This window comes from Phenylobacterium sp., assembly GCF_025351295.1.
Lineage (GTDB): Bacteria > Pseudomonadota > Alphaproteobacteria > Caulobacterales > Caulobacteraceae > Phenylobacterium.
The window spans coordinates 13,509-39,024 of sequence record NZ_JANXWD010000142.1; the positions used below are offsets into that span (position 1 = coordinate 13,509).

General features: G+C 70.2%; 23 protein-coding genes. 12 read left to right on the forward strand and 11 right to left on the reverse strand.

Features of this window, described 5'->3' with window-relative positions; genetic code table 11:
- Positions 1-84: 84 nt before the first annotated feature.
- Both Q0R13_RS19595 and rpoZ read right to left on the reverse strand, forming a co-directional pair.
- Positions 85-2,277 carry a bifunctional (p)ppGpp synthetase/guanosine-3',5'-bis(diphosphate) 3'-pyrophosphohydrolase gene (locus tag Q0R13_RS19595; protein ID WP_293907114.1) on the reverse strand — a complete coding sequence of 731 codons (2,193 nt, stop codon included), beginning with the start codon at positions 2,275-2,277 and terminating at the stop codon, positions 85-87.
- Positions 2,278-2,387: 110 nt separating this feature from the next.
- Positions 2,388-2,747, reverse strand: coding sequence for a DNA-directed RNA polymerase subunit omega (rpoZ, locus tag Q0R13_RS19600; protein ID WP_293353085.1), 360 nt, complete (start codon positions 2,745-2,747; stop codon positions 2,388-2,390).
- A 189-nt stretch (positions 2,748-2,936) separates the two neighbouring features.
- Between rpoZ and Q0R13_RS19605 the strand changes: the two genes are divergently transcribed.
- Positions 2,937-3,905 carry a sulfotransferase domain-containing protein gene (locus Q0R13_RS19605; RefSeq protein ID WP_293907117.1) on the forward strand — a complete coding sequence of 323 codons (969 nt, stop codon included), beginning with the start codon at positions 2,937-2,939 and terminating at the stop codon, positions 3,903-3,905.
- Between the two features lie 16 nt (positions 3,906-3,921).
- Here Q0R13_RS19605 and Q0R13_RS19610 read toward each other — a convergent pair whose 3' ends face one another.
- Entirely contained in the window at positions 3,922-4,845 is a 924-nt protein-coding gene (locus Q0R13_RS19610; protein WP_293907119.1) for a TauD/TfdA family dioxygenase, read from the reverse strand.
- Positions 4,846-5,058: 213 nt separating this feature from the next.
- On the opposite strand from Q0R13_RS19610, the gene Q0R13_RS19615 reads away from it, so the two are divergent.
- Positions 5,059-6,201 carry a TIGR03118 family protein gene (locus Q0R13_RS19615; RefSeq protein WP_293907121.1) on the forward strand — a complete coding sequence of 381 codons (1,143 nt, stop codon included), beginning with the start codon at positions 5,059-5,061 and terminating at the stop codon, positions 6,199-6,201.
- Here Q0R13_RS19615 and folK read toward each other — a convergent pair.
- Positions 6,198-6,728, reverse strand: a complete 531-nt coding sequence (folK, locus tag Q0R13_RS19620; RefSeq protein ID WP_366853307.1) for a 2-amino-4-hydroxy-6-hydroxymethyldihydropteridine diphosphokinase — start codon at positions 6,726-6,728, stop codon at positions 6,198-6,200. The two genes, Q0R13_RS19615 and folK, sit on opposite strands and share 4 nt — an antisense overlap.
- Between folK and Q0R13_RS19625 the strand changes: the two genes are divergently transcribed.
- The 5 genes from Q0R13_RS19625 to Q0R13_RS19645 all read left to right on the forward strand — a co-directional run bounded on the left by Q0R13_RS19625 (position 6,727) and on the right by Q0R13_RS19645 (position 11,904).
- Positions 6,727-7,326, forward strand: coding sequence for an NYN domain-containing protein (locus Q0R13_RS19625; RefSeq protein WP_293907123.1), 600 nt, complete (start codon positions 6,727-6,729; stop codon positions 7,324-7,326). The two genes, folK and Q0R13_RS19625, sit on opposite strands and share 2 nt — an antisense overlap.
- Complete coding sequence (locus Q0R13_RS19630) at positions 7,313-7,969, forward strand: uracil-DNA glycosylase (RefSeq protein WP_293907125.1); 657 nt, start codon at positions 7,313-7,315, stop codon at positions 7,967-7,969. The genes Q0R13_RS19625 and Q0R13_RS19630 overlap by 14 nt, the downstream gene beginning before the upstream one ends.
- 10 nt (positions 7,970-7,979) lie before the next feature.
- Positions 7,980-9,377, forward strand: coding sequence for a M20/M25/M40 family metallo-hydrolase (locus tag Q0R13_RS19635; protein ID WP_293907128.1), 1,398 nt, complete (start codon positions 7,980-7,982; stop codon positions 9,375-9,377).
- A 4-nt stretch (positions 9,378-9,381) separates the two neighbouring features.
- Positions 9,382-9,861: a GNAT family N-acetyltransferase gene (locus Q0R13_RS19640; protein WP_293907131.1), complete on the forward strand. Its 480-nt coding sequence runs from the start codon at positions 9,382-9,384 to the stop codon at positions 9,859-9,861.
- Positions 9,862-10,140: 279 nt separating this feature from the next.
- Positions 10,141-11,904: an amidohydrolase family protein gene (locus Q0R13_RS19645; RefSeq protein ID WP_293907134.1), complete on the forward strand. Its 1,764-nt coding sequence runs from the start codon at positions 10,141-10,143 to the stop codon at positions 11,902-11,904.
- 5 nt (positions 11,905-11,909) lie between these two features.
- Here the strand turns inward: Q0R13_RS19645 and Q0R13_RS19650 are convergent, their stop codons facing one another.
- From Q0R13_RS19650 to dapA, 5 genes are all read right to left on the reverse strand, one after another.
- Positions 11,910-12,971 (reverse strand): tyrosine-protein phosphatase, encoded by a 1,062-nt coding sequence (locus tag Q0R13_RS19650; RefSeq protein ID WP_293907137.1) that lies wholly within the window; start codon positions 12,969-12,971, stop codon positions 11,910-11,912.
- 22 nt (positions 12,972-12,993) lie between these two features.
- Complete coding sequence (locus Q0R13_RS19655) at positions 12,994-15,285, reverse strand: TonB-dependent receptor (protein WP_293907139.1); 2,292 nt, start codon at positions 15,283-15,285, stop codon at positions 12,994-12,996.
- A 129-nt stretch (positions 15,286-15,414) separates the two neighbouring features.
- Complete coding sequence (locus Q0R13_RS19660; protein ID WP_293907142.1) at positions 15,415-16,143, reverse strand: GNAT family N-acetyltransferase; 729 nt, start codon at positions 16,141-16,143, stop codon at positions 15,415-15,417.
- A 1-nt stretch (position 16,144) separates the two neighbouring features.
- Positions 16,145-16,606 carry an SsrA-binding protein SmpB gene (gene smpB, locus Q0R13_RS19665; RefSeq protein WP_293907145.1) on the reverse strand — a complete coding sequence of 154 codons (462 nt, stop codon included), beginning with the start codon at positions 16,604-16,606 and terminating at the stop codon, positions 16,145-16,147.
- Entirely contained in the window at positions 16,606-17,490 is an 885-nt protein-coding gene (gene dapA, locus Q0R13_RS19670) for a 4-hydroxy-tetrahydrodipicolinate synthase (protein ID WP_293907146.1), read from the reverse strand. The genes smpB and dapA overlap by 1 nt, the downstream gene beginning before the upstream one ends.
- 147 nt (positions 17,491-17,637) lie before the next feature.
- Here dapA and Q0R13_RS19675 point away from each other — a divergent pair, with 147 nt between their 5' ends.
- Positions 17,638-19,746, forward strand: coding sequence for a lytic transglycosylase domain-containing protein (locus tag Q0R13_RS19675; RefSeq protein WP_293907148.1), 2,109 nt, complete (start codon positions 17,638-17,640; stop codon positions 19,744-19,746).
- A 26-nt stretch (positions 19,747-19,772) separates the two neighbouring features.
- Here the strand turns inward: Q0R13_RS19675 and Q0R13_RS19680 are convergent, their stop codons facing one another.
- Positions 19,773-20,405: a TetR/AcrR family transcriptional regulator gene (locus tag Q0R13_RS19680; protein ID WP_293907150.1), complete on the reverse strand. Its 633-nt coding sequence runs from the start codon at positions 20,403-20,405 to the stop codon at positions 19,773-19,775.
- 96 nt (positions 20,406-20,501) lie between these two features.
- On the opposite strand from Q0R13_RS19680, the gene Q0R13_RS19685 reads away from it, so the two are divergent.
- From Q0R13_RS19685 to Q0R13_RS19700, 4 genes are read left to right on the forward strand one after another with little or no spacing between them, the layout of a single operon-like run.
- On the forward strand, positions 20,502-21,401 hold the full coding sequence (locus Q0R13_RS19685) for a class I SAM-dependent methyltransferase (protein ID WP_293907153.1): 900 nt from the start codon (positions 20,502-20,504) through the stop codon (positions 21,399-21,401).
- A complete protein-coding gene (locus Q0R13_RS19690; protein WP_293907155.1) occupies positions 21,398-22,189 on the forward strand; it encodes an RNA methyltransferase in 792 nt (263 codons plus the stop codon). The genes Q0R13_RS19685 and Q0R13_RS19690 overlap by 4 nt, the downstream gene beginning before the upstream one ends.
- A 59-nt stretch (positions 22,190-22,248) precedes the next feature.
- A complete protein-coding gene (locus Q0R13_RS19695) occupies positions 22,249-22,560 on the forward strand; it encodes a DUF6516 family protein (RefSeq protein ID WP_293907157.1) in 312 nt (103 codons plus the stop codon).
- Positions 22,557-22,910 (forward strand): hypothetical protein, encoded by a 354-nt coding sequence (locus Q0R13_RS19700; protein WP_293907159.1) that lies wholly within the window; start codon positions 22,557-22,559, stop codon positions 22,908-22,910. Before Q0R13_RS19695 ends, Q0R13_RS19700 begins: the two co-directional genes overlap by 4 nt.
- 156 nt (positions 22,911-23,066) lie before the next feature.
- Here Q0R13_RS19700 and hrpB read toward each other — a convergent pair whose 3' ends face one another.
- The gene (hrpB, locus tag Q0R13_RS19705; RefSeq protein ID WP_293907207.1) at positions 23,067-25,496 is read right to left on the reverse strand and encodes an ATP-dependent helicase HrpB; all 2,430 of its coding nucleotides are present in this window, start codon (positions 25,494-25,496) and stop codon (positions 23,067-23,069) included.
- Between the last annotated feature and the right edge of the window lie 20 nt (positions 25,497-25,516).

The following is a 25,516-nucleotide window of genomic DNA, read 5'->3' on the forward strand; positions in this document are numbered from 1 at the left end:
ATTAACCATCACGGCCACGCTTGTCCTAGGGAATTCGCCTTATGGGCGAGTTGGCCTGACCCTCGCGCGGCGGCGGCGCCGAGCTCAGCCCTTGGTCCGCTCCACCTCTTCCACACTCGGGTTGGCCCGCAGCGCGGCTGAGATGTGGGTGAGGTGCCTGGCGTCCTGGACGTCGACGTCGATGTCCACGTCGAAGAAGTCGGACTGGCGGTGATGCATGCGCAGGTTGACGATATTGCCGCCCGCCTCGCCGATGATCGTGCAGACCTGGCCCAGGACGCCGGGCGTGTTGCGGATGGTGGCGGTGAGGCGGGCGCGGGCGATGGCGTTGCGTTCGGCTTCCGGCGTCCATTGCAGGTCGCGCCAGAGTTCCTCGCGGTCCTCGTATTCGGCCAGTTTCTCACAGTCGATGGTGTGCACGGTCAGGCCGCGGCCGTCGCTCTCCAGGATGCCGACGATGCGGTCGCCCGGCACCGGCGAGCAGCAGGCGCCGAAGTGCAGGGTGATGCCCGGGGTCAGGCCGCCGCCACGCACATAGAGCCGCGCGCTCTTGCCCTCCTGGATGTGGCGGCGCGCCGTGGCCGCCTCGCGCACCGAGGCCTTGAGCCCCGGGAAGACGATCTCCAGCACCTGGGCCGGGGTGGCGCGGCCGCGGCCGACGGCGTCGAACAGTTCGTCCTCGCTGGCGACGGCGAAGCGGTCGAGGGCCGGGCGGAGGGAGACGTCCTTGCGCGCCTTGCCGGCCGCCTCGAAGGTCTGGTCGACGGTGGCGCGGCCCAGCCGGATGAACTCCTCGCGCTCGGTCTGGCGGATGTGACGGCGAATGGCGGAGCGCGCGCGGCCGGTGACCGTCAGCGAGCGCCAGTCCGGCGGCACCACCGGCTTGCCGCCGCGGATCACCTCGACCACGTCGCCGTTGGCCAGGGTGGTGCGCAGCGGTTTCAGCTCGCCATTGATCTTGCAGCCGAGCGTGGTGTCGCCCAGGTCGGTGTGCAGGGCGTAGGCGAAGTCCAGCGGCATGGCCCCGCGCGGCAGGCTGACCAGCTTGCCCTTGGGCGTGAACACGAACACCTGGTCGAGGTACATCTCCAGCTTGGCGTGCTCGACCAGTTCCTCGGCGTCGCCGCCGTGTTCCAGCACCTGGACCAGGTGGCGCAGGTTGACCAGCGGGTCACGGCCCCCGGCCGCCTTCTGGTGCTCGGCGTCGAAGCCGTAGGACTTGTTCTTGTAGTGCCAGTGGGCGGCCACGCCCTCTTCGGCCACCAGGTCCATGGCCTCGGTGCGGATCTGCATCTCGATGCGCATGCCGCGGTTGCCGACCACGGTGGTGTGGATCGAGCGGTAGTTGTTGCGCTTGGGCGTGGAGATGAAGTCCTTGAACCGCTCGGGCACGCCGGGCCACGTGCGGTGGATGACGCCCAGCGCCCGGTAGCAGTCGTCCTCGCTGTCGACGATCACCCGGAAGGCATAGATGTCGCTGAGCTGCGAGAAGCCGATCGATTTGCGCTGTAGCTTGCGCCAGATCGAATAGGGGTTCTTCTCGCGGCCGAACACGCGGGCGGGCACGCCGGCCGCCTCCAGCTTGGCGGCCATGTCCTGGCTGACCTGGGAGACCGCCCCGCCCTGCTCCGTGCGCAGCACCGCCAGGCGGCGGATGATGGCGTCGCGGCCCACCGGGTTGAGGTGGAAGAAGGCCAGTTCCTCCAGTTCCTCGCAGATCCGGTGCACGCCGATGGAACGGGCCAGGGGGCCATAGATGTCGAGGGTCTCGCGGGCGATCCGTTCGCGCTTCGCCGCCTGCTTGATGAAATGCAGGGTGCGCATGTTGTGCAGCCGGTCGGCCAGCTTCACCAGCAGGACGCGGACGTCCTTGGAGATCGCCAGGATGAATTTCCGCAGGTTCTCGGCCTGGCGCAGGTGCTCCTGGGAAAGCTCCAGCTTGCTGAGCTTGGTGACGCCCTCGACCAGTTCGGCGATCTCGGCCCCGAACAGCTCCTCGATCTTCTCGCGGGTGGTCTCGGTATCCTCGATGACGTCGTGCAGCAGGGCCGTGACGATGGTCTCGGTGTCGAGGCGGTATTCGGTGAGGATGCCCGCCACCTCGATGGGGTGGGCGAAATAGGGATCGCCGGACGCCCGCTTCTGCGCCCCGTGGGCGCGCATGGCGTAGACATAGGCGCGGTTCAGCAGCGCCTCGTCGGCGGTGGGGTCGTAGGAGCGGACCTTCTCGATCAGCTCGAACTGGCGAAGCATCTTCGGCCGGCCCGCGGGGGCCATGGCCGGCGTGCGGGTCTCCGACGCCGGGGCGTCGGAGCTCGGAACAACAGCAATGGGAGCGGCGGTCGGGGTCGCCGCCTCTTGGATCAGCGGTTCTGCGCCTTCTGGGCTCAGTACCGCTCCTCCTGACCGCCATCGCGGTCGCTCTGCAGGGCGCGGACCAGTTCCAGTTCGCTCATCTGCATGTGCGTGGGATCGGCCAGCAGGGCCAGGGTCTCGGCCTCTTCCTCAGCTTCCGAGCGCTCGTCGACGCGCTGCAGGGAGGCGATCAGGGCCTCGCGCAGTTCCTCGGCGTCGACCACGTCGTCGGCGATCTCGCGCAGGGCCACGACGGGGTTCTTGTCGTTGTCGCGATCGACCATGATCGGCGCGCCGGCCGAAACCGCGCGGGCGCGGTGGGCCGAAAGGAGCACGAGGTTGAAGCGGTTCGGCACCTTTTGGATGCAGTCTTCGACGGTGACGCGGGCCATGGAGTCTCTCAGCTGGGATAGAACCGGCCAAAATAGAGGTTGCGACCCGATTGTGCAACGCCGCAAAGGCCGCAGGAGCCTGGGGGCCGTTGGGTTTCCGAAAGATGAGCGGCCTTTATCCCACCGATTGGCTCGACTTTCGCCTTTCGGCCTAAGCGTGGCCGAACGCCGAAATCCGGGGGGATGACCATGCCGAGCCTGCTGCGCGAGCCGACGCGCACCTATGTCACGCCGATCACCGACAGCCGGCGGTGGGCGACCTTCCGGCCGCGCGCCGACGACATCGTGGTGGCCACCTATCCCAAGTGCGGGACCACCTGGATGCAGCGGATCGTGGACATGCTGATCCACCAGTCCGCCGCGCCGCGGCCGATCATGCAGCTCTATCCCTGGCTGGACGCCACATTCTTTGCGCCGGCCGCCGACAACCTGGCCACCCTGGAGAGCCAGACGCATCGGCGCTCGGTCAAGACCCACCTGCCGTTCGACAGCCTGCCGTTCTTCGACGAGGTGAAATACGTCCACGTGGCGCGCGATGGCCGCGACGCCTGTTTCTCGTTCCATAACCACATGTCCGGGATACGGCCCGAGGCCAAGCAGATGATCGCGGCCGGAGCCCCGGCGGTCGATCCCCGCTTCCAGACGCCGCCGCCGCCCACCCCGGAAGACCCGCGGGACTTCTACCTGAACTGGATCGGCGAGGCCGAGGCCGAGGTGGACGGCGAGGCGCCATTCGGCGCCGACCTGTCGTTCTTCCAGTTCGAGATGACCTGGTGGCGCGAGCGCCGGCGGCCGAACATCCTGATGGTCCACTACAACGACCTGAAGGCGGACCTGGCCGGCGAGATCGCCCGCATCTCGGCCTTCCTGGACATCGACACCCCGCCGGACCGGCTGGCGGCCTTCGCCCAGGCCGGGGAGTTCGGGGCCATGAAGGCGCAGGGCGCCGACCTGCTGCCCGCCCTGCCGATGGTCTTCGACCGCGGTCACGACCGGTTCCTGAACAAGGGCGTCAACGGGCGCTGGAAGGCCGCGCTGACGGACGCGGACCTGGCCCGGTTCGACGCCCTGGCGACCGCGACGTTCACGCCGTCGGCCCGCGCCTGGATCCAGGGCGGGCGGCTGGCCGCCGGCGATCCGCTGGAACTGCCCGACTGACCCGCTTGGCCCGGGTTCAGGCCGGGGTCTCGCCCGCGATCGTCGTGCGGTAGAGTTCGCGGCGGAAGCCGTCATAGTCGTTGAAGGCCTGGTGCAGGCAGAGGCGGTTGTCCCACAGCGCGAAGGTCCCAGGCGCCCAGCGCAGGCGGCAGGTGAAGGCGGGCTGGGTGATGTGGGCGACCAGGAAGCCCAGCAGCGGCTCGGCCTCGGCGGGGGTCAGCCCCTCGAGGCCCAGGGCATAGGTCCCGTCACAGTAGAGCGACCTGTCGCCGGTCACCGGATGGGTCCGAACCAGGGGGTGGGCCGAGCCCTCGACCTTCCGGACGATGTCTTGCGGCAGTTGCGGCAGATCGCGGGTGGCGGCCACCCGGCCCAGGATGCTGTCGTCCGGCGCTTGGTGGGCCTGGGCCGTGGCCAGCACGCGGCGCATGGACATCCGCACCTTCAGCGGCGCCAGCATGGTCTTCATCGTATCGCTGAGCAGCGCGTAGGCCAGGGCGGCGTTGGCCCACAGGGTGTCGCCGCCATACGGAGGGATGTCGACGCCGTAGAGCATGCTGATCGCCGGCGGCTGCGGCAGGAACGGCGAGTCGGTGTGCCAGCCGGCCCCGAACACCATCCCCGCCCGCGCGTCGGCCTCCTTGATCAGCGGCTGGACATCGGGATGGCCGGGGACGCCCTGGGTGTAGGCGTCCGGGGCGAAGGGCCCGAAGCGGCGGCTGAACGCCTCCTGGTCGCCGTGGCTGATCCGCTGGTCGCGGAAATAGATCATCTTGTGGCGGAACAGGGCGTCGCGGACCTCCGCGAACTGGGCGTCGCTGACGGCCGACAGGTTCACGCCACGGATTTCGGCCCCCATGGCGGCGGCAAGCGGCAGCGCCTCGATGTGGGCGTAGTCGCGGGCGTGGTTATCGAACTTGCCGGTGGGATGAATGATCATAGGCGCCCGATCCGCTGAAATGACCCTAACGACTCCGAGGCGGTGGCCCAACCGGCCAGGCCGTTGTCGCAGCACCCCACGTCCGCCATCGCGCGAGGCGCTCGCGCCATGCTCGCCCAAATCAAGGTCGGATACGCGCGTTATCTCACCGGTTGACTCTTGAGTCCGTGTGCGGCGGCATGTCGCGGTTCCATTCCGTGGAAGGCCATCGCCATGACCCCTATCCGTCTCGCCGCCGGCGCGTCCGCCCTGGCCCTGTTGCTGTGCGCCGGGTCGGCCCAGGCCGGCAAGTTCGTCGTCACCAAGCTGGTGACGGACACGCCGACGCCCGGCGCCGTCACCGATCCGTCCCTGGTCAATCCCTGGGGCCTCGCCTCTGCGCCGACCGGTCCGTTCTGGACTTCCGACAACGGGACCGGACTGGCCACGCTCTACAACGGCGCCGGCACGAAACTCGGCCTCACCGTGACCATCCCGCCGGGCGGCGTGGCGGCGTCCACGCCGACCGGGGTCGCGTTCAACAGCGGCTCAGGCTCCGCGGCGTTCGCTATCTCGGGCCGGAAGCCGATCTTCCTCTTTGACAGCGAAGATGGCGTGATCTCCGGCTGGGCTCCGACCTTGTCGCTCACCAACGCCGCCATCGCCGTCAACAACAGCGCCGCGGGCGCAGTCTACAAGGGCCTGGCGCTGAGCAATGACGGCGCGACGAACCGCCTCTACGCCGCGGATTTCCACGGCGGGAACGTGGAGGTCTATGACGACAGCTACACGAAGACGGGAACCTTGACAGATCCGACCCTGGCCGCCGGTTTCGCCCCCTTCAACGTGCAGGTCCTGGGCGGCGAGCTCTATGTCACCTATGCCCGACAGGACGCCGCTGGCCATGACGAGCTGGCCGGCGCCGGCCTGGGCTATGTTGACGTGTTCAGCCTCTCTGGCGCGTTCAACCGCCGGATTGCGTCTCCAGGGGGCGAGATCAATGCGCCCTGGGGTCTCGCGATCGCGCCAGGCAGCTTCGGCGCCTTCGCCGGCGCGCTACTGGTCGGCAACTTCGGCGACGGCACGATCAGCGCCTTCAACAAGACGAGCGGCGCCTTCCTCGGCAAGCTCCCTGGCGGCGGTGGCGCTCCACTGGTGATCGACGGGCTCTGGGCGCTTCTGCCCGGCAATGGCGCCGCCGGCGGCGACGCTGACAAGATCTACTTCACCGCCGGGACCGATGGAGAGACCCACGGCCTGTTCGGCAGCCTGGCGGCGGCCGCGGTCCCGGAGCCACAGACCTGGGCGCTCCTGCTTGCCGGCTTCGGACTGACCGGTGCGACCTTGCGCCGGCGCCGCATTGCGCTCGCAGCCTAGGGAATCGGACTCGCATCAACCGCCACGCGAGCCTCCGCCATCAGGTCTGAGGCCGTGCGGCCGAGGCGGGGATGCCGCCAGTCCGGCGCGATCTCGGCCAGGGGGCCCATGACGAACAGCCGCTCATGGGCCCGGGGGTGCGGCAGGGTCAGGCCAGCCTCGTCCAGGATCTGGCGGCCGTAGGCGATCAGGTCGAGGTCGATCGTGCGCGGCGCGTTGCGCTCCGACCGTTCGCGGCCCAGCGCCGTCTCCAGTCTCAGCAGACAGGCCAGCACCGCCTGGGGGCCCGCGTGCGCCTCGACAAGCGCGACGCCGTTGCGGTACTCAGGGCCTTGTCGGTCGGGCCAGGCGGCGGAGCGCCACCAGCGCGACCTTTTCAGGATCGGCAAGCCGACCTCCGGGAACCGCGCCAGCGCCGCCTCCAGCAACGCCTCGGACGAGCCGTAGTCGCCCGCCAGGTTGCTGCCGAGCGCGACGATGACCGCCCGGTCGAGGTCCGCCGGATCGTTTTGGAACGTCGCGCTGATGACCTTCTATCCCACGGACCGGCTGGCCTTGTTCATCGACGGGTCGAACCTCTATTCGACCGCCAAGACCCTCGGCTTCGACATCGACTACCGCAAGCTGCTGGAGGAGTTCCGCAAGCGCAGCGTGCTGGTGCGCGCCTACTACTACACCGCCCTGGTGGAGAACGAGGAGTACTCGCCGATCCGGCCGCTGGTCGACTGGCTGGACTACAACGGCTACCGGCTGGTGACCAAGCCGGCGCGGGAATACACCGACGCCAATGGCCGCAAGCGCTTCCGTGGCGACATGGACGTCGAGATCGCCGTCGACATGATGGAGATGGCCGAGCACGCCGACCACATGGTGCTGTTCTCCGGAGACGGCGACTTCCGCCGGCTGGTCGAGGCGGTGCAGCGGCGCGGCAGCCGGGTGACCGTGGTCTCCACCGTGAAGTCACAGCCGCCGATGGTCAGCGACGACCTGCGGCGCCAGGCCGACAGCTTCGTGGACCTAGCCGACCTCTCCGACCTGATCGGGCGCCCCACGCGCCTGCCGAAGTTCATCTCCGAAGCCCGCGGCCCCCGCGAGGAAGATCGCCAGGCCGATGCCGGTCACTGAGGCCGTCGCCGCCCCGCCAGAGGCGCCGGCCGACTGCCCGCTGTGCCCGCGGCTGGTGGCTTATCGCGAGGCCAACCGGCGCTCGATCCCGGGCGGCTTCAACGGCGCGGTGGCGTCGTTCGGGGACGTGAACGCACGGCTGGCGGTGGTGGGCCTCGCGCCCGGACGGATGGGGGCCAACCGCACCGGGCGGCCGTTCACCGGCGATGGCGCGGGCTGGATGCTGTACGAGACCCTGCTGAAGGTGGGCTTCGCTCGCGGGGTCTATGAGGCGCACCCGAGCGACGGCCTGACCCTGATCGACTGCATCATCACCAACGCGGTGCGCTGCGCCCCGCCCGGCAACAAGCCGGAGACTTCCGAAGAGGCCGCGTGCCGCCCGTTCCTGGCCAGCCGCCTGGCCGCCCTGCCCCGGCTGCAGGTGATCGTCACCCTGGGCGACGTCTCGCGGCGCAATGTGATGCGGGCGCTAGGCCTGAAGGCGTCTGCCGGGATTCCGGGCCACGGGTCGGAGTTCCCGGCCGGCCCGTACACCGTGCTGAACAGCTATCACTGCTCGCGGCTCAATACGAACACCGGCCGGTTGACGGCGCCGATGTTCGAGGCCGTGTTCGAGCGGGCCAAGATTCTCATCGACCGCTGAAGGTGACTTGATGCGCACTGTACTGATCGGCCTCGCCGCCGCCCTCTTGGCCAGCTCCGCCCTCGCCGCGCCCAAGGCCGCGGCGCCGAAGGTCGACCCGGCCCTGCACGACCAGGCGCTGGAGACCCTGAAGCGGAGCATCGCGTTCAAGACCTCCGCCGGCGCCGGCAACACCGTGGCCTATGCCGAGTACCTCAAGGGCCTGCTGGTAGCGGGCGGCTACAAGCCCGACGAGATCGCCATCGAGCCGATGAACGGCACCGCCTTCATGATCGCCCGCTATCCCGGGGCCGACCCAGCGAAGAAGCCGATCGTGATCTCCGGCCACATGGACGTGGTGGCCGCCAACCCGGCCGACTGGTCCCGCGACCCGTTCACCCCGGTGGTGGAGAACGGCTACGTCTATGGCCGCGGCGCGGAGGACAACAAGTTCGACGTCTCCGTCGTGGTGACCACGCTGGCGCACCTACGGAGCACGGGCTGGAAGCCCGGCCGCGGCGTGATCCTGGCGCTGTCGGGCGACGAGGAGACCGCCATGGGCACCACCGCGGTCCTGGCGCAACGGCTGAAGGACGCCGAAATGGTGCTGAACGACGACGGCGGCGGCGGGTCGCTGGACCCGGACGGCAAGCCGATGGCCTACGGCATCCAGGGCGCGGAAAAGAGCTACGCCGACTTCGAGATCGCGGTCACCGACCCGGGCGGTCACTCCAGCCGACCCACGCCGACCAACGCCATCTACCGCCTGGCCCGGGCGCTGGACCGGATCGCCGCCTACCGCTTCCCGGCCAAGCAGAACGAGATCACCAAGGGCGCGGCCCTGGCCGAGGCGGCCACGACGCCAGGCCCCGTGGGCGAGGCGCTGAGGCGGTTCGCCGCCGACCCCACCGACCGGGCCGCCATCGAGACCCTGTCGGCCGACCCGAACCAGAACCCGATGCTGCGCACCACCTGCGTGGCGACCATGCTCTCCGGGGGCCACGCGCCCAACGCCCTGCCCCAGCGGGCCAGCGCCAACATCAACTGCCGCATCTTCCCGGGGACGTCGTCGGACAGCGTGCGCCAGACCCTGGTCCAGACCATCGCCGACCCCAGCGTGACGGTGACCCGCCAGGCCGACGGCGGTCTGGACAGCCCGGCCTCACCGCTGCGCCCCGATGTGCTGGCGGCGATCGGCAAGGCAGTGCACGCGCGCTATCCGGGCCTGCCGGTGATCCCGGCCCAGGCCTCGGGCGCCTCGGACAGCATGTACTTCCGCGCCCTGGGGATCCCCAGCTACGGCGTCTCCGGCATATTCCAGAAGCCGGGCGAATCCTTCGCCCACGGCCTCAACGAGAAGGCGCCCCTGGCCACCCTGGACGGCGACCTGGCCCACTGGGACTCGATCCTGCGCGACCTGGCGAAGTAGCCACATGAGCCTCGAAATCCGGCCCATCGACGTGGCTCACCGCGGCGCCCTCGCGGGCATCTGGGTTCCGTGGCTGAAGGAGACCATCGGCCTCGATCCCGAGCCGGAGGACGTGCTGGCCATGGCCGACCCCGCCGCCTACTACGGGGGCAGCGGGGGCGACGCCCTGCTGGCCCTGCTGGACGGCGAGGTGGTCGGCGGCGTCGCGCTGAAGGGCCTGGGGCCGGCCGGCTTCGAGTTCTGCAAGCTGGTGGTGACCGACGCGGCGCGGGGCCATGGCGTGGGGCGCGCCCTGGTCGAGGCCTGCCTGGACTTCTGCGCCCACCGGCGCGCGACGCTGTGGCTGCAGTCCTTCAACCGGCTCGAGGTCGCCCTGGGGCTCTACCGCCGGATGGAATTCCAGGACGCCCCGCCGCCCGCCGAGATGAACGTACTCGGCCGCACCGAGGTGATCATGAACATGCCGCCGCGGGGCGCAGGCTAGGGTCCTCGTCCGTCGCCACGTCCCCACCCGGCCCGTCATCCCCGGCCTTGTGCCGGGGATCCATCGTCCCGCCGGCACGGCCGTGGGAGCAGGCCGCGCTGCGCGGCCTGCCGCAGTCACTCGCGCGAGCTGAGGCTTGGATCCCCGGCACAAGGCCGGGGATGACGATCAAAGGGGGAACCGCCCTTAGGGCGACGACAGCGCGCCGCGAAAATCACTGGCGCTTCCGTGGGGGCGCCGGCGTACCCTCCCGGCAGACATGTCAGCTGGGAGGCTGCAATGCGTGACCTGATCATCCGCAACGGGACCATTGTCGACGGGACGGGCGGCGCGCCCTTCGTGGGCGATGTGGCGATCCAGGGTGACCGGATCGTCGAGGTCGGGACCGCCATCTCCGGCAGCTTCAAGCGCGAGATCGACGCGGCCGGCCACATGGTGACGCCGGGCTGGGTGGACATCCACACCCACTATGACGGCCAGGCGACCTGGGACGCGCTGCTGGCGCCGTCCAGTTGGCACGGGGTGACCACGGCGATCATGGGCAACTGCGGCGTCGGCTTCGCCCCGGTGCGGCCCGACGCGCACACCTTCCTGATCGAGCTGATGGAAGGCGTCGAGGACATCCCGGGCGTGGCCCTGCACGAGGGCATCGACTGGACCTGGGAGACCTTCCCCGAATACCTCGACGTGCTGGAGTCCAAGCCGCGGGCGATCGACATCGGCGCCCACGTGCCGCACGCCCCGATCCGCGCCTATGTGCTGGGCGACCGCTGCAACACCGACTACCAGCCCAACGCCACCGAGATCGCCGAGATGGCGCGGCTGGTGCGCGAGGGCGTCGAGGCCGGCGCGCTGGGCTTCTCGACCAGCCGGACCCTGCTGCACAAGGACCTGAAGGGGGTCCACATGCCGGGCACCTTCGCCGGCTCGGACGAGATGCTGGCGCTGGGCCTCAGCATGAAGGGTCTGAAGCACGGCGTGTTCGAGATGGTCTCCGACCACCTGGGCGACGACGACGAGTGGATGTGGGTCAAAGGCTTCGCCGAGCAGACCGGCCTGCCGGTGACCCTGGTGGCGACCTCGGCCCAGGCCTATGAAGGCAACAAGATGTACAACATCGCCGAGGAGGCTCGCGCCCACGGCATGGACATCCGGCCGCAGATCGCCGGCCGGCCGACGGGCATCCTCCACGGCCTGACCTCCAACTTCCACGTCTTCATGGCGAGCCCGACCTGGAAGGAGAAGCTGGCGTCGCTCGACCTCGACGGCCGGCTCGAAGCCATGGCCGATCCGCAGGTTCGCGCGGCGCTGCTGTCCGAGCCTAGCCCGCTGATCAAGGCGGCGATCGGCGACGGCGAGGCCGGAGACCTGGCCGTGGCGTTCGGCGGCAGCCTGCTGTGGCGGATCTTCCCCCTGGGCGAACAGCCGGACTACGAGCCCGACCGCGACCAGAGCGTGGCCGGGATGGCCGAGACCGCCGGCGTGTCGCCGCTGGAGATGATGTACGATCTGCTGATCCGCGAGGGCGGGCGCGAGCTGTTCTACCAGCCGCTGGGCGGCTACGTGACCTACAACTTCGACTTCTTCTCGAAGAACATGAGCCACCCGAATGTGCTGTTCGGCCTGTCGGACGGCGGCGCCCACTGCGGCGTGATCGCCGACGCCGGGATGCCGACCTTCATCCTGACCCACTGGGCGCGCGACCGGACCAAGGGGCCGAAATTCCCGCTGGAGTTCCTGGTCCGCAAGCTGACCAGCGATACCGCTAGCGCCTACGGCCTGAACGACCGCGGGCAGCTCAAGCCCGGCCTGCTGGCCGATGTGAACATCATCGACTTCGACAAGCTGCGCCTGTTCCGCCCGGAGGCGATCGCCGACCTGCCGGCCGGCGGCAAGCGCCTGGTCCAGCGCACCGAGGGCTATCGCTACACGGTCAAGTCCGGCCAGGTGACCTTCGACGACGGCCAGCACACCGGCGCCCTGCCCGGCGGCCTGGTGCGCGGCGGGCGCGAAGCGGTGATCCTGCAGGAAGCGGCGGAGTAGCGCGCCTATTCCAGGTAGAGGCCGCGGAGCTTGACCACGTCCGCATGGCTGACGCCGATCTCCTTTTCGAGATAGGCGTCGACCGAGCCCCAGTTCGCCTCGATCTCCTCGAAGGCGCCGCGCAGGAACGGCTGGCCATCGGCATCCATCAGCGGGGCCGGCGTCTTCCAGTTCGGCGCCTTGCGGTATTGGGCGAACAGCTGGACGGCCGGATCGTTCGGATGGGCGGCCGCGTCGAGCTCCGGCATCTCCCACTCCGGCCGACGATAGCGGGTCGACAGGTGATAGTCGGCCAGGATGTCGTCGCGCGACACCCCCAGCGCCGTGAGGATGATCGCGGTGGTGAACCCGGTGCGGTCCTGCCCGGCGGAGCAGTTGTAGGCGATCGGCTCGGGGCCGGAGAGCAGGTCCTGGAAGATCACCCGCAGCTGCGGGGCCAGCAGGTGCGGCATGTTGCGGTAGACGTCGGCCCCGTTGCGAAGTTGCGCGCCCGACGCCTTGCCCATGATCTCGGCCATCGAATAGCCGACCGCGGTGTAGGGCACGCCGGTTATCCGGGTGGGGGCGATGACGCGCTCCTCGTTGGAGCGCAGGTCGACCAGCCGGGCGATGCCCAGGGCCTTGATCTGCGCGACGTCGGCCGGGGTCAGCATGGGCTGGCCGCCGGACCGGTAGATCAGGCCCCAGCGGACCCGCTTGCCGCCAGCCCTGACATAGCCGCCGATATCCCGGAAGTTCGACCCCTGCTCCAGGGGCACCAGCCGCTCGGCCACCTCGACCCGATCGTGGTCGCGGGTGTCCACCAGCACGAAGTAGCGCCGGCTGCGGTCCTGGCCGTCGAGGCTGTAGTGGCCGTCCGTGCTGGCGCGGGCCAGCAGGTGCGCATCCTTGAGCGAGACCTGGGCCTTGTCGCTCTCGTAGACATCGACCGGATCCGGGCTGGACCAGGTCAGGCTGAGCGCATCGGGCGCGCTCCGTTCGGCCTGGGCCGCCAGGACCTTCGCGCCGGCCGCCGAGTGAATCAGCAGGGCCGACAGCGACAGGGCCAGGAAGAGTTTCGTTTTCAAGGGAGCGCTCCTTCGGCTCGGATCAGAACCGGACATTGCCTTCGACGCCGAAGGTACGGGGTTCGTTGAAGATCCCATAGGTGCCCAACGCGGCGTTGAAGTTCCTCAGGAAGGCGTGCTGCTCGTTGAACAGGTTCCGCGCCCAGACCGACAGCTGCAGGCTCGCGCCGCTGTCAGCCATGCGAATGTCGCTCACGGCCAGCCGGCCGTTCACGAGGACCGACTTGTCGCTGACGTTGGGGTCGGTGGTGCTGGTGTACTGGCCATCGGCCATGTTGACGTCGATGTGGGCGCGCAGCGTCCCGATCGCCACGGGCTGCTGGTAGTCTGCCGCCAGGCTGCCGGCGTTGCGCGGCGTATACAGCGGATTGACCGTCGCCTGCAGATTGGTGAACGGGTTGAAAGCCTTGGACAGTCTGACCTTGGTATAGGTGTAGCTGCCGGACAGCGTCAGGCCCTCCAGGGGTTGCAGCGCGAAGTCGGCCTCGACGCCCTTCGTCCGGCCAGTCGCCGCGTTGGTGGTCTCCAGGGTGCCGCGGTTGTTGTTCAGGATGATGACGCTGAAGTCGACCTGCACGTCCTTGAGCCGGCCCGTGTAGGCGGCGACGTTGAACCGGGCGCGGTGGTCCCAGAACTCGGTCTTGGCGCCCGCCTCGAACATCGAGACGGTCTCCGGGTTGAAGGCGCGGTAGGTCAGCGAGCGCGAGTTGGCCCCGCCGGACTTATAGCCGGTGCTCCACTTGCCATAGAGGTTGATGTCCGGCGTCGCATCGACCGCCAGGATCACCAGCGGGTCGAACCGGTTCCACGACTTGGCCAGCGGGACGGGCCCGGTGATCGTCACCTTGCTGGCGTCGACATAGCTGGGAACCGCACCGTTCACCGTGTCGAGCGAGCCGTTCTTCTTGTCGTGGGTGAAGCGCCCGCCCAGGGTCAGGTGGGTGATCCCGTCCAGGACCGGCGGCGTCCAGGTGGCCTGGCCAAAGACCCCGGAGCTTTCGGTGGTGACGTGGCTGGCGCGGTCCAGGGAGACCTTGTCGAGGTTCAGCGTCACCAGCGTATAGCCCGTGCCGGTGGCGTTCCACTGCAGCGAGTTCGGCGTCTGGGCATTGTCCCGCGCCGCTTCATGGAAATAGAAGGCGCCGGCGGCGAACTCGATGTTCGGCACGCGGCCGACCGCCTGCAGTTCCTCGCTGTACTGGTCCTGATAGGTGTGGGCGATGCTGTAGCGGCTGAAGAAGCCGTTGGGCGAGAAGACCGAAAGGTTCTCCTCGGCGTTGTCGTACTGCGACTGGCTGAGCCGGCGATAGGACGAGACCGACTTGATCTCGATGTCGGGCGTCAGGTTCCAGTCCAGGGTCAGGCGATGGCCGTAGGTGTTGCCTTTGCTCAGCTGGATCGGCACGCCGACATTGGCGCTGTGCGCGCGGTCCGGCTGCAGCCGGATCAGCGGCGCCCGCGCCAGGGCGCCCGGCCCCAGCAGCTGCACATAGTAGGGCGTGGTTCCGTCATAGGAGATGTCGAAGGCGTAGTCGGCGCTGAAATTGTCCAGCGGCTTCCACAGGGCCTCGGCGTGGAAGCCGCGCTTGTCGTAGGAATTGAAGTCGGGCTCGCCGGAGGTGATCGGATTGTGCGTCGTGCCGTCGCGCTTGCTGAGCAGGCCGTCGAACTTCAGGCTGATTTTGTTGAAGGTGGGCAGGTCGACGTGGGCCTCGGCCTTGTAGGCGCTGTAATTGCCGTAGCCCGCTGTCGCATTGACCTTGAACACGCCGCTGGGCTGGCGGGTGACGATGCTGATCGCGCCGCCCTCGGTGTTGCGCCCGAACAGGGTGCCCTGCGGGCCCTTCAGAACCTCGATCCGGGCCACGTCGTACAGCGCCGAGCCTAGCCCCTGGGCGCGCCCGAGATAGACGCCGTCGATATAGACGCCGACCGCCTGGTCCCGCGCCGGCTGGTTGGCGTCGCCCAGAGCGCCGATGCCCCGCATGCCGATGGTCAGGGCCGAACTGCGGGCAAAGAACGGCGCCACCCGCAGCGAGGGGATCGAGCCGTCGATCAGGTCTTCGACCGACTGCGCGTGGCGGTTGACCAGGTCGTCGCCATTGAGGGTCGAGATCGAGATCGGCGTGTCCTGCAGCTTGGTCTCGCGCTTCTGGGCGGTGACGACCACCTCCTCGAGGCCGATGGCCGAGGAGTCGTCCGCCGTGGCCGCCGCGACCTCGGCGTGCGCCAGGGACGAGACACCGACGGCCAGGGCGGCGGAGGCGAAGAGTGCGAGGCGGCATCGGCCGACCGTCGAGGTGCTTGCGATCATCTGGTCCCCCTGGAATGGGGCCTGTGTGGCGCCGCAGCATGACGGCGCCGTGCCGATCGGATGATGGTTTAGAGAAGCTGAACGCTCGGAATCGGCGTCGCTTTCATGACCTGCCGACGACGCTTCGGGTCAGCGCGTCCAGTAGCGGTAGCGCCAGGCTTCCTGGAAACCGGCCTTGCGGTAGAGGGAGCGGGCGTCGTTGGCCTCTTCCACCTGCAGGAACACCCGCTCGACGCCGCGCGCCTGGATGGCGCGGCCCAGCGCGGCCAGGACGGTGCTGGCCAGGCCCCGCCCGCGGCGGCGCGCCTCGGTGCGCATGCCGTGGATGCCGGCCCAGCCGTGGCCGAAGGTGGCGACGCCGACCGCCACCGTACGGCCGTCCTCCTTCGCCAGGCCATAGATCGCGTCCGGCGAACGACTCAGGGCGGCGACCCGGCTCGCGCCGTCTTCCGGGTCGAATCCCTCGCCCAGGAACACCGCGCCCCAGGCCGCGTCCGGTTCGGCCAGGATTTCGCCCGGCGTGTCGCGCAGGCTCGCCAGCCGCGCGACGTCGCCCACCTTCACCACCGTGGGCTTGCCGCCCACGTAGGCACGTCGGGCCAGCGCCTCGCGCACCGCCTGAAGGCCAGGTCCCTCGGCGACGCGGAAGGCCGGCGACAGGCCCTCGGTCCAGTAGGCGGCCTCGATGTCGCCGATCGCCGCGGCGTCCAGGTCGTGGCGCAGCGGCACGGCGCTCTTGGCCCGGCCAATGGCGCCGTCGTCGAGCGGGACCAGCCAGCCGCCGATCTCCACCACCTTGGCGGGGGCGACGCCCTCGACGGTGGCCCGCTCAAGGCTCTCGATGTCCGCGGGGCCCAACCTAGCTCCGATCGCCCTTCATCAGCCGGGCCTTGTCGCGCTGCCAGTCGCGCGCGGCGGTGGCCTCGCGCTTGTCGTGGTCCTTCTTGCCCTTGGCCAGGCTGATCTCGAGCTTGGCCAGGCCCTTGTCGTTCCAATAGAGCTTGATCGGGATGATCGTGCGGCCCTCACGCTGAACGGCGCCGATCAGCTTGTCGATCTCCTTGCGCTTCAGCAGCAGCTTCCGGTGCCGGCGCGGCTCGTGGTTGAAATGCGGGCCGGCCTGGGCGTAGGGCGGGAAGTCCGCGTTGATCAGCATGATCTCCTTGCCCTCGACCGCCGCATAGCTCTCGGCGATGTTGGCCCGGCCCACGCGCAGGGATTTCACCTCCGACCCGGTCAGGGCGAGCCCGGCCTCGAAGGTCTGCTCGAGGAAGTAGTCGAACCGCGCGCGGCGGTTCTCGGCGATCAGCTTACCGGCCATCAGATCAGCCCGGCGTCGCGCATGCCAGCCAGCACCTCGGCGCGGGAAGCTTCCGAGGCCGGCACGATGGGCAGGCGGACGTCCTCGAGGCAGAGGCCCAGGTGGGCCAGGGCGAACTTGGTGGGGGCCGGCGAGGCGTCGCTGAACAGCGCCTTGTGCAGGCGGATCAGCCGGTCCTGGCCGTAGAGGGCGCCCTGCCACTGGCCGGCCAGCGCGTCGTTGTAGAACTGGGCGCACGCCTCGGGCGCGACGTTGCAGGTCACCGAGATACAGCCGTGCCCCCCATGGGCCATGTAGCCCAGCCCGGCGTCGTCGTTGCCGGACAGCATCACCCAGTCCTCGCCGCACTCCACCCGCTGGCCACTGGCGCGGCCCAGGTCGCCGGTGGCGTCCTTGATCCCGACGATATTCGGCAGGATGGCCAGCCGGGCCAGGATCTCGTTGGAGATATCGACGCTGGTCCGGCCGGGGACATTATAGACCAGCACCGGCAGCTGCACGGCGTCGTTGATGGCCTGGTAGTGGGCGTAGAGCCCCTCCTGGCTGGGGCGGTTGTAGTAGGGTGTCACCACCAGGGCGGCGTCGGCCCCGACCGTCTTGGCGTGCCGCGTCAATTCGATCGCCTCCGCCGTAGAATTGGAGCCGGCGCCGGCGATCACCGGCACGCGCCCGCGAGCGGTCTGGACACACAGCTCCACCACGCGGCGGTGCTCGTCGTGGTTCAGGGTGGCGGTCTCGCCGGTGGTGCCGACGGGGACCAGGCCGTGGACGCCCGCCGCGATCTGGCGTTCGACCAGGGCCACGAAGGCGGCCTCGTCGACCTGGCCGTCGCGGAACGGCGTGACGAGCGCGGGCATGACGCCGCGAAACATGGGATCGGACATTTTTTGTTTTGGTTCGGAGGAAAAAAGCAAAAGACCGTGATGATACGGCCTGGTGAGGGGACGTTCAGATTTGCCGGGACAATATGTTGGCGCAGGCTTAGCCCGCAACGCCGATTCACTGCACCCCTGAGTCGGGGGGAGTAACGCTTGGACGCCAGGATCCGCAACGCCCTGCTGGTTGGATGCGCCGTCGTCGTGGCGACCACGATGGCGCGCGCCCAGCCGGTCGACCCGATCGGCGACCTGCTGGCCCAGCAGGTGGAGTCGACGTCGGGCCCCAGCACGGTGTCGGCGCGCCAGACGGTTGCTAGTCCGCTGAGCGCCGCCGACCGCGCCCTATTCCTGCAAGCCCTCGGTGCGGCCAGGCGCGGGGACGTGAACGGGGCGCGGGGCGCCATCGGCAGCTTGACCGATCCGGTGGCGCGCAAGACCGCCACCTGGGCCCTGGTCGACACCAACGCTGAATCGCTGAGTTTTTACGAGGTCGACGCCGCGCGGCGCGACCTGTCAGGCTTTCCTCGCCCCATGCGCCGCCAGGTCGCCGCTGAAAAGCTGCTGGAGAGCGCCGGCAAGTCCCCCGGCCAGGTCGTCGACTGGTTCGCCGGCCAGGCGCCGCAGAGCGCCCAGGGCGCCATGGCGCTGGCAGCGGCCTACCGCGCCGTGGGCCGCCAGGCCGAGGCGGCCGACCTGATCCGCAGCTGGTGGCGCACCAAGACCTTCGAGGGCGACGTGCAGCGCGCGATGCTGGCCCGGTTCCCGGACGTCCTGACCCTCGACGATCACATCCGCCGCACCGACATCCTGCTCTACGGCGCCCAGGGGCCCGCCGCACGCGACATGGTGGCCCTGCTGCCGGCCGACCAGCAGCCGGCGGCCCTGGCGCGGATCTCCTTGCGCAGCGACGCCCGCACCGCCGACGACGTCTGGGCGGGCCTGACGCCACAGGCGCAAGGCGCGCCCGGCGTCGCCTTCGAACGCGCCGCCTACCTGCGCCGCAAGGGCCAGGACGCCCAGGCCATGGCCCTGGTCTCCGCCTTCCCCAGGGAGATGGTCACCCCCGAGGGCGCCGACCGGATGTGGGACGAGCGCCACCGCCTGGCCCTGTCTGCCATCCGCGCGGGTGACTGGAAGAGCGCCTACCAGGCCGCCGCCAATTCCGGCCTCACCGTCGGGGCGGACGCCACTGAGGCGGAGTTCTACGCCGGCTGGATCGCGCTGAACCGCCTGAACGACCCCGCCGCCGCCGGCCGCCACTTCGCCGCCATCGAGCGGATCGGCCAGTCGCCGATCACCCGGGCGCGGGCCTTCTACTGGGAGGGCCGGGCCGCCGAGGCGCGGGGCGACGCGGTCGCCGCCGAGAACTTCTACGGCCGCGGCGCCGAGCACGTGACCACCTTCTACGGCCAGCTGGCCGCCGAGAAGCTGGGCCGGCCGCTGGTGCTGCCGCGCGACCCGGTGGCCAACGACGCCGAACGCGCCGCCTTCGAGCGCAAGGACGCCGTCCAGGCCATGCGGCTGCTGGCCGACCAGGGCCAGCGCGACCTGTTCCGCGCCTTCGCCCTGCACCTCGACGACACCGCCCCCAACGTGGTGGAAGGCGCGCTGCTGATCGACGCAATCCGCAGCTATGGCGACCAGGACACCGCGATGAAGGCCGGCCGGGCGCTGGCCCAGCGCGGGCTGATCCTGGCCGACCGCGCCTATCCGGTGCGGACGCCGCCCGGCGTGCAGGGCGCGCCGGAGCTGGCGCTGGTGCTGGGCATCACGCGCCAGGAGAGCGGCTTCGACCCGACCGTGCGCTCAGGGGCCGACGCGCGCGGGATGATGCAGCTGCTGCCCTCGACGGCCTCGGTGGTCGCGCGGCGGCTGGGCATGGGCTATTCGCCCGGCCGCCTCTACGAGGCCGACTACAACATGCAGCTGGGCTCGGCCTACCTGGGCCAGCTGGTGGACCGCTTCTCCGGCTCCTACGTGATGGCGGCGGCGGGCTACAACGCCGGGCCGGGGCGGCCCAGCCAGTGGACCAGCTTCTGCGGCGATCCGCGCGGCGGCAGCCAGGACCCGCTGGACTTCATCGAGTGCATCCCGTTCTCGGAGACCCGCAACTACGTCATGCGGGTGCTGGAGAACATGGAGGTCTACCGGGCCAAGATGAACGGTGGCACCGCCCCGATCACCCTCTCCGCGGACCTGCGCCGCGGGGCGTACGGCTACAGCGCGCCTGTCGGGACGGCGGTGAGCGCGAGCGATCCTTAGGGCGTAGCCCCTCGCGGACAGGCGGCTCAGTCGATGACGAGGCCATGCAGCATGCCGTCGAGGGTGACGGTCATCAGTTCCTCGCGGTCGGCCCAGTCGAAGTTGGGGCGGCTGGTCATCAGGGCCACCAGGCCGTGGCAGGCCATCCACAGCGCCTGGGCCGCGGAGCCGGCGCTGCCGGTGCGCAGCCGGCCGTGGGCGGCCACCTCGCGCACGACGCCGGCGAAGGTGTCGTAGCACTGGCGGCTGAGCTCGGCCGTGCCCTCCGGCAACGGCGCGGCCACCGGGCTGCGGCCGCAATAGACCAGCTGGTAGGAGTTCGGATGCGCCAGGCCCCAGCGCATATAGGCCTCCAGCATCATCCGGGTGCGCACCACGGCGTCCAGCGGCCGGGCGGCGATGTCGCTGTTGGAGGTCAGCAGCTGGCGGAAGGTGCGCTCGCAGATCTCGGCAAGGATGCAGCCCTTGTCCTGGAAGTGCATGTAGAGGGCGGTCGAGGAGACCCCGACCTCGTCGGCGATCTTGCGGATCGTGGCGCCTTCGTAGCCCTCGGCCACGAAAATGCGTTCGGCGGCCTCCAGGATCTCGGCGCGTCGTAGGTGCCCGTCCCCCTTCGCCTTGCGCGCGGTCTTCCGCGTCGCCGTCGCGACAATGCCCATGCAGACTCCCCAAGTCTCAGCCGTAACAGCGGACCCCAAAACCGCTGATGTGACAAGTCTTTGTCGGCGGGCGGGACGTGCGCTAAGGGGCGGCGTATGAGCCCGCCCACGATCGCCGACACCGCCGAGGTGATGCGCACCACCGGCTGGGCGGACTATGCGCTGCTGGACAGCGGGCATGGGCGAAAGCTGGAGCGCTATGGCCCCTACACCGTGGTGCGGCCCGAACCGCAGTGCCTGTGGAGCCCCCGGCTGGGCGCCGAAGCCTGGGACGGAGCCGACGCGGTGTTCGACCCGACCGATGAGGAAGACGCCGGCCGCTGGCGGTTCGGCCAGCCGCGGCCGCCGGAGAGCTGGCCGCTGGCTTGGGGCGAGGTGAGGTTCCAGGGCCGGTTCACGGCGTTCCGGCACCTGGCGTTCTTTCCCGAGCAGGCGGCCAACTGGGCGTGGCTGGACGCCCAGGTGCGGGCCGCCGACGGCCAGCCGCGGGTGCTGAACCTGTTCGGCTATACCGGCGTCGCCAGCCTGGTGATGGCGGCGGCCGGCGCGGCGGTGACCCATGTGGACGCCTCGAAGAAGGCGGTGGGCTGGGCGCGGGAGAACGCGGCGCTGTCGGGCCTGGCCGAGCGCCCGGTGCGCTGGATCACCGAGGACGCGCGCAAATATGTCCAGCGCGAGGTCCGCCGCGGCTCGACCTATGAGGGGATCATCCTGGACCCGCCGAAATATGGCCGCGGGCCGGATGGCGAAGTCTGGCGACTGTTCGAGGACGTGCCGCAACTTGCCGGCTTATGTGCTCAACTTCTTTCGGAAAACGCCAGGTTCCTGGTGCTGAATGCCTATGCGGAGCGGATCTCCGGCGCGGCGCTGGCCGGGCTGCTGGCGGAGAAGCTGGCCGGCCGCGCCGGACGGATCGAGTGGGGCGAACTTGACCTGGTCGAAGCGCGCGGCGACCGCGCGGTGGGAATGAGCTTCTTCGCGCGGTGGTCGGCGTGAGCGAGCGGACCGTCACCTCCTTGAGCAACCCCACGGTCAAGGCCGTCCGCGCCCTGCACATGCGCAAGGCGCGCGACGCGACCGGCCTGTTCGTCGCCGAGGGGCTGAAGACGGTCATCGAGGGGGTCGAGACCGGCCACGCGCCGAAGATCCTGCTGTACGGCCAGAACGCCGCCGATCACCCGCTGCTGCAGAACGCGGTCCGCGCCACAGTGGCGGCGCGGGGCGAGGTGATCGAGGTCACCCAGGACATCCTGGCCAAGGTCTCGCGGCGGGATAATCCGCAGGCGGTCGTGGGCGTGTTTCCGCAGGTCTTCCAGCCGCTTGCGACCGTCACCTCAGGCCTGGCGCAGTGCGTTGTGGCCCTGCACCGCGTTCGCGACCCGGGCAACCTGGGAACCATCGTCCGCACCGCCGACGCCGCCGGCTGCGGGGCGGTGATCCTGGTGGGCGAGTGCTGCGATCCCTATTCGGTCGAGGGCGTGCGGGCCACCATGGGCTCGATCTTCGCCGTGCCGCTGGTCGAGGCGACCGAGGCCGAGTTCGCCGCCTGGCGGGCCGGCTGGACCGGCTCGGTGGTGGGCGCCCTGCTCTCGGCCGAGGTCGACCACCGCCAGGCCACCTACGCCAGGCCGGCCCTGCTGCTGATGGGCAACGAACAGCAGGGCTTGCCGCCGGAGATGGCGGCGCTGTGCGACGTCAATGTGAAGATCCCCATGCGCGGCCGGGCCGACAGCCTGAACCTGTCGGTGGCGACCGGGATCATGATCTACGCCGCCACGGGGTAGCGTGATCTCGCGAGCTATGACACTTGACGTCATAGCCCCTCTATGTCATGCTTTGTCATATGCCCGAGGCGACGCTGATCCTGCATCGCAAGCGTATCTTTGATGACGGATCGATTTCCGAGATCAAGCTGTGGCAGGTGACGACGCCCGTGGGGGGATCGTCGCATGTCTTCAAGTACAGCCTCTACTACGGAAAGCCCGGGCAGCGCTGGATCGGGTACGACAATGAGGCGGGCAAGGGGGATCACCGCCATCTCGGCGCCCACGAGGCGCCCTATCGGTTCGTCTCGCCGGAACAGCTGGTAACGGACTTTCTGGCGGACATACGGGCTGAGCAGTTGCGGCGCGAAAAGAAGGACGAAGCGAAATGACCAGCATGACCGTCGTGGTCGGCGGAGCCGTGGAAGACGACCTCGCGGCTTTCGTCGGCGCCTGGCGCCGGGCCGAGCGCGGCGAGGCGGTGGCCGAGGATGTCTTGGCCTTTGAAAGCTGGGAGGGGCTAGCGAGCGTGATGACGGGAGAGCGGCTACGTTTGCTGCGCCACCTGAATGCCCACCCGGAGCCGTCCGTATCCGCCTTGGCCCGCGCGCTCGGCCGCCAGTATCGCCGCGTCCACGCCGACGTCACGGCCCTGGAAGTGGCGGGGTTGCTCGAGCGAACCTCCGGCGTCGTCCGCGCCACCGCCGACCGGATCACCGCGGAACTGCAGCTCGCATCCTGAGCGGGCCGTTTCCCTCCCCTTCATGGTGAGGGTCGACTCGGCGAAGCCGAGCGGGGTGGGGAGCCCGCGATCCTCCTCGACGCCGCCTTCCGGCGCACACTTCCCCACTCGGACTGCTACGCAGTCTGTCCCTCCCCATGAAGTGGAGGGAAAAGATCACGTTCCTCTCGGCTTGGCCCGGGCCGTCGGCGCGGCGCTGGCGGGATCCTCGGGCCAGGCGTGCCTGGGGTAGCGGCCGCGCATGTCGGCGCGGACGTCCTTCCAGGAGCCTTTCCAGAAGCCGGGCAGGTCCTGGGTGGTCTGGATCGGGCGGTGGCCGGGGGACAGCAGGGACAGGGTGATGGGCGTGCCGCCGACGGTGGGATGCTGCGCCAGGCCGAACACCTCCTGCACGCGGACGTCGACGCGGGGGCCGGCCTCGGCGGCGTAGTCGATGGCGAAGCTGTTGCCGGTAGGGGCGGTCCAGCGCGCGGGCGCCTCGGCGTCCAGGCGGCGCTGGAGGTCCCAGGGGACGAGGGCGCGTAGGGCGGCGTCGAGGCCGTCGGGCTTCAGCCCCGCCAGCGACCGCACCCCGGTCAGCAGCGGGATCAGCCAGTCGTCCAGGCGCTCGATCAGGCCCGCGTCGGAGAGATCCGGCCAGTCGGCGGCGCGGGACCGCAGGAAGGCCGCGCGCTTGCGCAGGCCGGCGCTGGCCGCGCTCCAGGGCAGCGCCTTGATCCCGTCGCGGCGGACGCGGTCGGCCAGGGCGCGGGCGATCAGCGCCGGGTCGGGATTGTCGAGGGTCTCCTCGCGGACCGTCAGGCGACCGAGACGGGTCAGGCGCTTGGCGCGCAGACGGCCGCCGTCGCTCTCCTCCAGGCGATCCTCCATCTCGAACTGGCCGGCGAAGGCGCGGAGCTCGGCGGGGTCGAGCCGCGCGGCCAGCAGGATGCGGTCGCGCCGCTCGCCGCCGCCCAGCTCGGCGATGGCCAACCAGGGCTCGCGGGCCAGCGCGTCGGTAGCTTCGAGGAAGGCGCCGCGGCCGGTGACCAGCTGGAATTCCCCCTGCCCGCCCCGCGCCTTGGCGATCCGCTCGGGATAGGCGAAGGCCAGCAGCAGGCCGTCGCCCAGCGGCTCGCCGGTCCCGGCTTTTCCCGCCATCCCCGCCCAGCGGTCGGCCAGCGCCCTGGCGTCGCGGGCTCTCGGCGAGCGGTCGCGGTCGAGGGCATCGAGGCGATGGCGCAGGTCGGCGTCGCGGCCGCCCAGGCCCCGCTCGGTGACCAGGGCGGCGATACGGGCGGCGCGCAGGGCCTGGCCGGTGTCGGCGGCCTTCAGCACCATGTGCGCCAGGCGCGGCGCCAGCGGGACCTTGGCCAGCGCGCGGCCATGGGCGGTGAGCACGCCGGTCGCGTCCAGGGCCTCCAGGCGCACCAGCAGGGCGCGGGCCTCGGCGAAGGCGGCGGCGGGCGGCGGGTCGAGGAAGGCCAGGTCGGCGACGTCCCGGGCGCCCCAACGCGCCAGGTCGAGGGCCAGGCCGGAGAGATCGGCGTCGAGGATCTCCGGGTCGGCATAGGCCGGCAGGGCGCGGGTTTCGGCCTCGTCCCACAGCCGGTAGCAGGCGCCGGGCTCGGTGCGGCCCGCGCGGCCCCGGCGCTGGTCGGCGGCGGCGCGGGAGACGCGGACCGTGGCTAGGCGGGTCAGGCCGCTGGCCGGGTCGTAGCGCGGCACACGCGCCTGGCCCGCGTCGATCACCACCCGGACGCCCTGGATCGTCAGGGAGGTCTCGGCGATGGAGGTGGCCAGCACCACCTTGCGCACGCCCGCCGTCGACGGCTGGAGCGCGCGGTCCTGGTCGCGGGGGTCCCGGGCGCCGTAGAGCGGCGCGATCTCAACACCGGGCCGCTTGCGCTCGGCCAGCCGTTCCGCCGTGCGCAGGATCTCGCCCTGGCCGGGCAGGAACACCAGCAGGCCGCCCGGCTTCTCGGCCAGGGCCTTCTCGACCGCCCGGACCACCTGGTCCTCGATCCGCGCGCGGTCGTCGCGGCCCAGGTAGTGCGTCTCGACCGGGAACATCCGGCCCTGGCTCTCGATCACCGGCGCGTCGTCCAGCAGCCGCGCGACCGCCGCGCCGTCCAGGGTGGCGGACATCACCAGCAGGCGCAGGTCCTCGCGCAGCAGCTTCTGGGCGTCGCGCGCCAGGGCCAGGCCCAGGTCGGCGTCCAGGCTGCGCTCGTGGAACTCGTCGAAGATCACGCAGGCCACCCCGGCCAGCTCCGGATCGCCCAGGATCATGCGGGTGAAGACGCCTTCGGTGACCACCTCGATGCGGGTAGCCGCCGATACCTTCGACTGCATGCGGACGCGGAAACCGACGGTGTCGCCCACCCGCTCGCCCAGGGTCGCGGCCATCCGCTCGGCGGCGGCGCGGGCGGCCAGGCGGCGCGGCTCCAGGACGATGATCCGCCCGTCGCCGCGCCACGGCTCGGCCAGCAGTTCCAGCGGGACCACGGTGGTCTTGCCGGCCCCGGGCGGGGCCACGAGAACGGCGGCGCGGCCCGAGGACAGCGCCGCCTTCAATCCCGGCAGAGCCTCGTGGATCGGCAGCATGAGCGCGAGCGCGCCGCCGC

Coding starts and splice junctions, on each gene's coding strand:
- Q0R13_RS19595 (WP_293907114.1), bottom strand. CDS start 2,277: ATGGCCCCCGCGGGCCGGCCGAAGATGCTTCGCCAGTTCGAGCTGATC.
- rpoZ (WP_293353085.1), bottom strand. CDS start 2,747: ATGGCCCGCGTCACCGTCGAAGACTGCATCCAAAAGGTGCCGAACCGC.
- Q0R13_RS19605 (WP_293907117.1), top strand. CDS start 2,937: ATGCCGAGCCTGCTGCGCGAGCCGACGCGCACCTATGTCACGCCGATC.
- Q0R13_RS19610 (WP_293907119.1), bottom strand. CDS start 4,845: ATGATCATTCATCCCACCGGCAAGTTCGATAACCACGCCCGCGACTAC.
- Q0R13_RS19615 (WP_293907121.1), top strand. CDS start 5,059: ATGACCCCTATCCGTCTCGCCGCCGGCGCGTCCGCCCTGGCCCTGTTG.
- Q0R13_RS19625 (WP_293907123.1), top strand. CDS start 6,727: ATGACCTTCTATCCCACGGACCGGCTGGCCTTGTTCATCGACGGGTCG.
- Q0R13_RS19630 (WP_293907125.1), top strand. CDS start 7,313: ATGCCGGTCACTGAGGCCGTCGCCGCCCCGCCAGAGGCGCCGGCCGAC.
- Q0R13_RS19635 (WP_293907128.1), top strand. CDS start 7,980: ATGCGCACTGTACTGATCGGCCTCGCCGCCGCCCTCTTGGCCAGCTCC.
- Q0R13_RS19640 (WP_293907131.1), top strand. CDS start 9,382: ATGAGCCTCGAAATCCGGCCCATCGACGTGGCTCACCGCGGCGCCCTC.
- Q0R13_RS19645 (WP_293907134.1), top strand. CDS start 10,141: ATGCGTGACCTGATCATCCGCAACGGGACCATTGTCGACGGGACGGGC.
- Q0R13_RS19655 (WP_293907139.1), bottom strand. CDS start 15,285: ATGATCGCAAGCACCTCGACGGTCGGCCGATGCCGCCTCGCACTCTTC.
- smpB (WP_293907145.1), bottom strand. CDS start 16,606: ATGGCCGGTAAGCTGATCGCCGAGAACCGCCGCGCGCGGTTCGACTAC.
- dapA (WP_293907146.1), bottom strand. CDS start 17,490: ATGTCCGATCCCATGTTTCGCGGCGTCATGCCCGCGCTCGTCACGCCG.
- Q0R13_RS19680 (WP_293907150.1), bottom strand. CDS start 20,405: ATGGGCATTGTCGCGACGGCGACGCGGAAGACCGCGCGCAAGGCGAAG.
- Q0R13_RS19685 (WP_293907153.1), top strand. CDS start 20,502: ATGAGCCCGCCCACGATCGCCGACACCGCCGAGGTGATGCGCACCACC.
- Q0R13_RS19695 (WP_293907157.1), top strand. CDS start 22,249: ATGCCCGAGGCGACGCTGATCCTGCATCGCAAGCGTATCTTTGATGAC.
- Q0R13_RS19700 (WP_293907159.1), top strand. CDS start 22,557: ATGACCAGCATGACCGTCGTGGTCGGCGGAGCCGTGGAAGACGACCTC.
- hrpB (WP_293907207.1), bottom strand. CDS start 25,496: ATGCTGCCGATCCACGAGGCTCTGCCGGGATTGAAGGCGGCGCTGTCC.